Below are 6676 nucleotides of genomic sequence, written 5' to 3' on the forward strand. Positions count from 1 at the left end.
GAGTTATGGCTTTGTATAAAACAAGATTATTTTTATCGAAAATCTTTTTTAATTCTTCTGCTTCTTTTATTGCAGTAGCGTTTTTCTCAACTTCTTTTTCGCCTTTTTTTAATAAATAAACATGTCCATCAAAAAGGTTAACCTCTGTGTTTACAGTATTACCACAACTAAAAAAAAAGTAAAAAAAAATGGGTAAAATAAATCTACCCATTTTTTTGGTGTAAAAAATATTATTCACCTGTTATGATAGTTTCATAAGTCACTATAAGACCTAATACATTTTTTACTTTAATATCTACAGTAGAAATTTTAGAAATTCCACCTTGCTTGGCTGCACTTTTAATACTTGCATCTTCATCAAAAGCAAAACCTAATACAACAGTAGCAGAAGATTTACCTACTTTTGCACCAACTGGGTTACTAGTAGCTGTAACAGGCATAGTAATTGAACATGAGCTTAATGCTAAAGTCATAACTGCCACAAAAGCAGATCTTAAGAAAAATTTTTTCATATTTAATTGGTTTAAAATTATTAACCAAAGATATTAATAATAGAAAACTTCACAAGTTAGTTTGTGAATTTTTTTACAATTTTATTGAATTATATGTATCCTTAGGTAAAATGAAATTTATTAGTTGAGCTATTAAGATTCTTTGTTACCTAATAATTATAGCCCTAATTGTCTACTGGCAAATAGGTTTTTGTATATTTACTTTATGAAGCAGTTCATTATTATAAATGGCCCAAATTTGAATCTTCTAGGGAAAAGAGAACCAGAGATTTATGGTAATCAGACTTTTGAAGATTATTTTAAGACACTTCAACTAAAGTTTAGTGATGTTAAGTTAGAGTATTTTCAGTCTAATATAGAGGGAGAGTTGATAGATAAACTACAAGAAGTTGGATTTAATTATGATGGTATAATACTTAATGCTGCTGCATATACACATACTTCTGTAGGTATCGGAGATGCTATAAAAGCTATTGATACACCTGTTATAGAGGTGCATATTTCTAATACATTTTCTAGAGAAGAATTTAGACACCAATCTTATATTTCTCCAAATGCTAAAGGTGTTATACTAGGCTTTGGTTTGCAGAGTTATGAGTTGGCAATAGAGAGTTTTATAAGGTGAAAAGATTAGTACTACTTTTAGCTTGTTTTTTTGCTTCTAGCAATATAAATTCTCAAGAATTTGGTGTTAAAGGCGGTCTTAATATTACTTTTTTTAAAGCTACTGAAGATAATTTTGGTACTAATCCAAGTGAAGAAATTGGTTACTATGGAGGTGTGTTTGTTGATATTGAATTTAAAGATAAACTACATCTTCAACCAGAACTTCTATTTATTCGGATTAGGGATTTTCAATTTTTGAATGCACCTATTTATTTAGAATACGATATTAATAATAAAGCACATGTTTTAGTTGGTCCAAGTCTAAATTATTTCTTTGATTTTTTTTCTAATAAATTTAAGGTTCGAGTAGATCTCGGTTTTTCTTATGATCTAACACAAGATTTTAGTATTCATATGAAATACACTTTAGGTTTTGAAGAGCTGTCACCTAATATAATATTTCTTGGAGTAGGATATAAATTATAAAAGGAGACTGTAATAAATACTTTTATAACAGTCTCCTTTTTTGTTGTTATCTAAGAAAGCTTAGTTTTCTATAAGTGTATTACTTCATCGTAAGCATCTGCAACAGCTTCCATAACCGCTTCACTCATTGTTGGGTGTGGGTGTACTGCTTTTAATACCTCGTGTCCTGTGGTTTCTAGTTTTCTACCTAAAACAGCTTCAGCAATCATATCTGTAACTCCAGCACCAATCATGTGGCAACCTAACCATTCACCGTATTTAGCATCAAAAATCACTTTAACAAACCCTTCTTTGTTTCCTCCAGCACTAGCTTTACCTGAAGCAGAGAATGGGAACTTACCAACTTTAATGTCGTAGCCTTGTTCTTTAGCTTGTGCTTCAGTTAAACCAACACTTGCTACTTCTGGTGTACAATATGTACAGCCAGGAATATTACCGTAATCTAAAGCTTCTACATGCATACCAGCTATTTTCTCTACACACAAAATGCCTTCTGCAGATGCTACGTGAGCTAATGCTTGGCCAGGTGTAACATCACCAATAGCATAATATCCTGGAATATTAGTTTGGTAATAATCATTTACTAATATTTTATCTCTATCTACAGCAATACCTACGTCCTCTAAACCAATATTTTCTATATTAGATTTAATACCTACAGCAGATAATACAATATCAGCCTCTAATACTTCTTCTCCTTTTTTAGTCTTAACAGTTGCTTTTACTCCATTGCCAGAAGTATCTACTGAAGTTACTTCAGCTGAAGTCATTATTTTAATACCAGATTTCTTAAAACTACGCTCTAGCTGTTTAGAAACTTCATCATCTTCTACAGGAACTATCTTAGGCATATATTCTACGATGGTAACTTCTGTTCCCATAGCATTGTAGAAATAAGCAAACTCTACACCAATAGCACCAGAACCAACAACAATCATTTTCTTAGGTTGCTTATCTAAAGTCATTGCCTGTCTATAACCAATAACCTTTTTACCATCTTGAGGTAAGCTAGGTAGCTCTCTAGATCTTGCGCCAGTTGCTATAATAATATGATCAGCAGTGTACTCTTTTCCGTCTACATCAATCTTTTTGCCTGGTTTTACTTTTCCGTAACCTTCAATGACATCAATTTTATTCTTTTTCATTAAGAATTTTACACCATTGCTCATTCCTTCAGCAACACCACGACTTCGTTTTACAACTGCATCAAAATCGTGTTCAGCATCTTTTACTTTTAAACCGTAATCTTCGGCATGCTTAAGATATTCAAAAACTTGAGCAGATTTTAACAGTGCTTTAGTTGGTATACAGCCCCAATTTAAGCAAACACCACCAAGGTTTTCTTTTTCTACAATAGCAGTTTTTAATCCTAATTGAGAGGCTCTAATTGCAGTTACGTAGCCACCAGGACCACTTCCTAGTACTATAATATCATATTTACTCATGCGTAATTTTTTTGTTGAATTTTAAGCTACGAATTTACGAAATTCTATGAAGCAAATTCCAAATTATTCAAAAACAAAACTCCAAAAAATTAACAAGCGGCTTTTAGTATGATATTTTTACATTTTATTTTTAAGATGAGTGTCTTATTTAGAGGTCTTCAGTAAAATGTATTCTGTTTTTTTCTTTTGAGAATTTTTCTTTGTTATAGTCTTTAGATTTTCCTTTTGCGATTGATAAAGATTGCCAATTTTTTTCTTTAATGAGTTTACCTAAAAACACCATTTGCCCAATATGATAAGCATAATGCATCATTTGTCTATTAATAGCTTCAACTACTGTGTGTCCATGGTTTCTAATGTATATAATGTTTTCTAATTCATCATCATTTAAAGCTGTGATGGCATCAAATAAACAGTTCCAAGATTTGTTCCAGGCAATCAGAATTTCTTCTTTAGAGTTGTAAGTGTCTATGAACTCATCATCACGATTTCTCCATGTTTTTTCACCATCTTCGGTTAAAAAGTTTGTCCAACGACTAAGCATATTACCGCTAAGATGTTTAACAATTATAGCAATAGAGTTAGAATCTTCTTTGAATTCAAATTTTAATTCATCTAATGATAAAACAGATAGAGTTTTATCACCAAGACTTTTATAATATTTAAACTGTTTTATTACACTTGGTAAATAGCTAGTCATTATTTTTAGTTTCTGATGGAACAAATTTTAAAGCAACACCATTAATACAATGGCGTTTGCCAGTTGTACTTTTAGGTCCATCATTAAAAACATGACCTAAGTGCCCTCCGCAAGTTACACAATGTTCTTCAGTTCTAGCATAACCAATATTATAATCTGTAGAAAAAGCGACATTACCTTTTATTTCTCTATCAAAACTAGGCCACCCAGAGCCAGAATCATATTTGTGGTCACTTTTAAATAAAGGAGTATTGCATGCAGCACAATGATACACACCTTTGTCGTAATTTTTGTTTAAAGGACTTGAAAACGCACGTTCAGTGCCAGCCTTTCTAAGGACATAATATTCCATTTCTGTTAACTCTGCTTTCCATTCAGCTTCAGTTTTAGTAATCTTAAAAGTTTCTTTTTCTTCTGTTTCTTTTTTTTGAGCAGTGCTATCACAGCTAAATGTTATAGTAATAGCAAAAAATAAAATCAATTTTTTCATTTTAAGTTGTATTTTTGATTTGGTCGAAAACCGATAGAATTATTTACATTGAATTAAAAATTATTATAAGAATAATAATCTAAGTGACCTATAAATTATTTTAGTGTCTTAATAATATAAACAGATAGGTTCATATTAGTAATTACAAAAATTAACATTAGCTATGACTTTAAAAAAAGGAATATCAATTATAGGAATTGTTGCTTTAATTATTTCTTGTGCAACAAATCCTTTTACAGATAAAAAAACATTGGCATTTGTATCTAATGATCAATTGTTTCCAAGTGCATTTGCACAATATAATCAGGTTTTATCAGAAAGCAAGGTAATTACAGGTACTAAAGATTCAGAAATGATTACTCGTGTTGGTCAGCGTATTGCAGTTGCTGCAGAAAGATGGCTTAATGCTAATGGACATCAAGGGTATTTAGATGATTACAAATGGGAATATAAACTTATTGAGTCAGAGCAAGTAAATGCTTGGTGTATGCCTGGTGGAAAAATTGCGTTTTACACAGGAATTCTGCCTATAGCTCAAAACGAAACAGGTGTTGCAGCAATTATGGGACATGAAGTTGCTCACGCTTTAGCAAATCATGGTCAACAACGTATGAGTGCTGCATATATACAACAAGGTTTGGCTTTGGCTGGAAATGTTGCTTTGTCTAATGATCAACAAGCATTAGGAATATTTAATCAATCTTATGGTGTGGTTTCTAACGTTGCCGGAATACTTCCTTTTAGCAGAAGTCATGAAACGGAAGCAGATAAAATAGGTTTGCATTTAATGGCTATTGCAGGTTATAATCCTGATGAAGCTGCCGAATTATGGAAACGTATGAAAGCTAATAGTGGAGGACAAGCACCACCAGAATTTTTAAGTACGCATCCAAGTAATGATTCTCGTATTGCTACATTGCAAGAACTTGCGCCAAAGGCAAAAGCAGAAGCAAAAAAATATGGTGTCACTTCATTTAGACCAATAAATTAATTTTAAGTTAATATTATTTAACTATTTTCGAAGCTGTTCTTATAGAACAGCTTTTTTTATTGAGTCATTTTATAAAATGAATTAATAATTCCATAAGTATTGGGATTTCATCAAAAAAATAAGGTTAGAAACATTATGAGCGATTTTAAAAAAGGAAGTAAAAAACTACTTAATGCTTGGGCGTTTTACGATTGGGCAAATTCGGTTTATACATTAACCATAGCTTCTTCTATTTTTCCAATATTTTATTCGGCATTATTTATTTCTCAAACAGAAAAAGTTGTACCTGCTTTTGGTATGGTTTTTAAAAGCACAGCACTAATTACTTATGTTACGGCATTTACGTTTTTAGTTGTTGCTTTTTCTTCACCGATTTTATCTGGTGTTGCAGATTATGTAGGTAATAAGAAGAATTTTATGAAATTCTTCTGCTATTTAGGTTCAGCAGGTTGTATAGGTTTATATTGGTTTAGTTTAGATAGTATTCATATTAGTTTGCTATTCTATTTTATGGGACTTCTTGGGTATTGGGGAAGTTTGGTTTTTTATAATTCTTACTTGCCAGATATTGCTTATCCAGAGCAGCAAGATAGAGTGAGTGCAATAGGCTTTAGCATGGGTTATATAGGTAGTGTAATTTTATTACTTGTTAATTTGGCTATGGTAATGAAACCTGAAGTTTTCTATATAGAGGATAGTATTGGTGAAGATGGTAAAATAATTGAAACAGCTGCTCAAATAGCTATGAAAGTTTCTTTTATAACAGTTGGTTTGTGGTGGGTTCTTTTTAGTCAATACACATTTTATGTTTTACCTAAGGGTGTTTCAAAAGGTCATAAAGTAACAAAAGCAGTAATTTTTAACGGATTAAGAGAGTTAAAAATAGTTTGGGTTCAGCTAAAAGAGAATCTTAGGTTAAAAAGATATTTAGTTGCGTTTTTTGTATTTAGTATGGCTGTACAAACCATTATGCTGGTCGCTGTATATTTTGGTGAAGAAGAGATTGCTTGGGGAGGATCAGATGCAAAAACACAAGGCCTTATTACAAGTATATTAGTGATACAGCTTGTGGCAATAGTTGGTGCTATGCTTACTTCTAGGGCTTCATCTAAATTTGGAAATATAAAAACGCTAATAGTTGTTAATTTTATTTGGATGGGACTTTGTTTTTATGCCTATTTTATGGAAACTCCATTGCAATTCTATATTGCTGCGACCTTAGTAGGTCTGGTAATGGGAGGTGTACAGTCTTTGGCACGTTCTACCTATTCAAAATTTTTGCCAGAAACAGAAGACACTACGTCTTATTTTAGCTTTTTTGATGTAGCAGAAAAAATAGGTATTGTTATTGGAATGGTGATTTTTGCAACTGTTGACCAAATTACTGGTAGTATGCGTAATGCTATAGTTGTTTTGGTGGTGTTCTTTTTGGCTGGAATAATTTTA

9 protein-coding genes are annotated in these 6676 nt (G+C 31.7%); 4 read left to right on the plus strand and 5 right to left on the minus strand.

What is annotated here, in order from left to right; genetic code table 11:
- The coding region (locus N4A42_RS01890) for a hypothetical protein (protein ID WP_294069077.1) at positions 1 to 211 on the minus strand (211 nt) is incomplete at its 3' end.
- 19 nt (positions 212 to 230) lie between these two features.
- Complete coding sequence (locus tag N4A42_RS01895; RefSeq protein WP_294069080.1) at positions 231 to 512, minus strand: TRL-like family protein; 282 nt, start codon at positions 510 to 512, stop codon at positions 231 to 233.
- 205 nt (positions 513 to 717) lie between these two features.
- Between N4A42_RS01895 and aroQ the strand changes: the two genes are divergently transcribed.
- Together aroQ and N4A42_RS01905 are read left to right on the plus strand one after the other, a co-directional pair.
- Positions 718 to 1137: a type II 3-dehydroquinate dehydratase gene (aroQ, locus tag N4A42_RS01900; protein WP_294069083.1), complete on the plus strand. Its 420-nt coding sequence runs from the start codon at positions 718 to 720 to the stop codon at positions 1135 to 1137.
- Positions 1134 to 1604 (plus strand): porin family protein, encoded by a 471-nt coding sequence (locus tag N4A42_RS01905; RefSeq protein WP_294069086.1) that lies wholly within the window; start codon positions 1134 to 1136, stop codon positions 1602 to 1604. Before aroQ ends, N4A42_RS01905 begins: the two co-directional genes overlap by 4 nt.
- Before the next feature lie 68 nt (positions 1605 to 1672).
- On the opposite strand, the gene lpdA is transcribed toward N4A42_RS01905, so the two are convergent.
- From lpdA to msrB, 3 genes are all read right to left on the minus strand, one after another.
- Positions 1673 to 3049: a dihydrolipoyl dehydrogenase gene (gene lpdA, locus N4A42_RS01910; protein WP_294069089.1), complete on the minus strand. Its 1377-nt coding sequence runs from the start codon at positions 3047 to 3049 to the stop codon at positions 1673 to 1675.
- A 148-nt stretch (positions 3050 to 3197) separates the two neighbouring features.
- A complete protein-coding gene (locus N4A42_RS01915; RefSeq protein WP_294069092.1) occupies positions 3198 to 3749 on the minus strand; it encodes a DUF1572 family protein in 552 nt (183 codons plus the stop codon).
- Positions 3742 to 4239, minus strand: coding sequence for a peptide-methionine (R)-S-oxide reductase MsrB (msrB, locus tag N4A42_RS01920; protein WP_294069095.1), 498 nt, complete (start codon positions 4237 to 4239; stop codon positions 3742 to 3744). Before msrB ends, N4A42_RS01915 begins: the two co-directional genes overlap by 8 nt.
- A gap of 163 nt (positions 4240 to 4402) precedes the next feature.
- Between msrB and N4A42_RS01925 the strand changes: the two genes are divergently transcribed.
- Positions 4403 to 5230: a M48 family metallopeptidase gene (locus N4A42_RS01925; RefSeq protein ID WP_294069098.1), complete on the plus strand. Its 828-nt coding sequence runs from the start codon at positions 4403 to 4405 to the stop codon at positions 5228 to 5230.
- A gap of 135 nt (positions 5231 to 5365) precedes the next feature.
- On the plus strand, positions 5366 to 6676 hold a 1311-nt coding region (locus tag N4A42_RS01930; RefSeq protein WP_294069101.1), incomplete at its 3' end, for an MFS transporter.

The organism is Winogradskyella sp. (genome assembly GCF_025210595.1).
GTDB lineage: Bacteria > Bacteroidota > Bacteroidia > Flavobacteriales > Flavobacteriaceae > Winogradskyella.

Bases quoted from the DNA above. Each gene is read 5' to 3' on its own strand.
- aroQ (WP_294069083.1), top strand. From the start codon at position 718: ATGAAGCAGTTCATTATTATAAATGGCCCAAATTTGAATCTTCTAGGG.
- msrB (WP_294069095.1), bottom strand. From the start codon at position 4,239: ATGAAAAAATTGATTTTATTTTTTGCTATTACTATAACATTTAGCTGT.
- N4A42_RS01895 (WP_294069080.1), bottom strand. From the start codon at position 512: ATGAAAAAATTTTTCTTAAGATCTGCTTTTGTGGCAGTTATGACTTTA.
- lpdA (WP_294069089.1), bottom strand. From the start codon at position 3,049: ATGAGTAAATATGATATTATAGTACTAGGAAGTGGTCCTGGTGGCTAC.
- N4A42_RS01915 (WP_294069092.1), bottom strand. From the start codon at position 3,749: ATGACTAGCTATTTACCAAGTGTAATAAAACAGTTTAAATATTATAAA.
- N4A42_RS01925 (WP_294069098.1), top strand. From the start codon at position 4,403: ATGACTTTAAAAAAAGGAATATCAATTATAGGAATTGTTGCTTTAATT.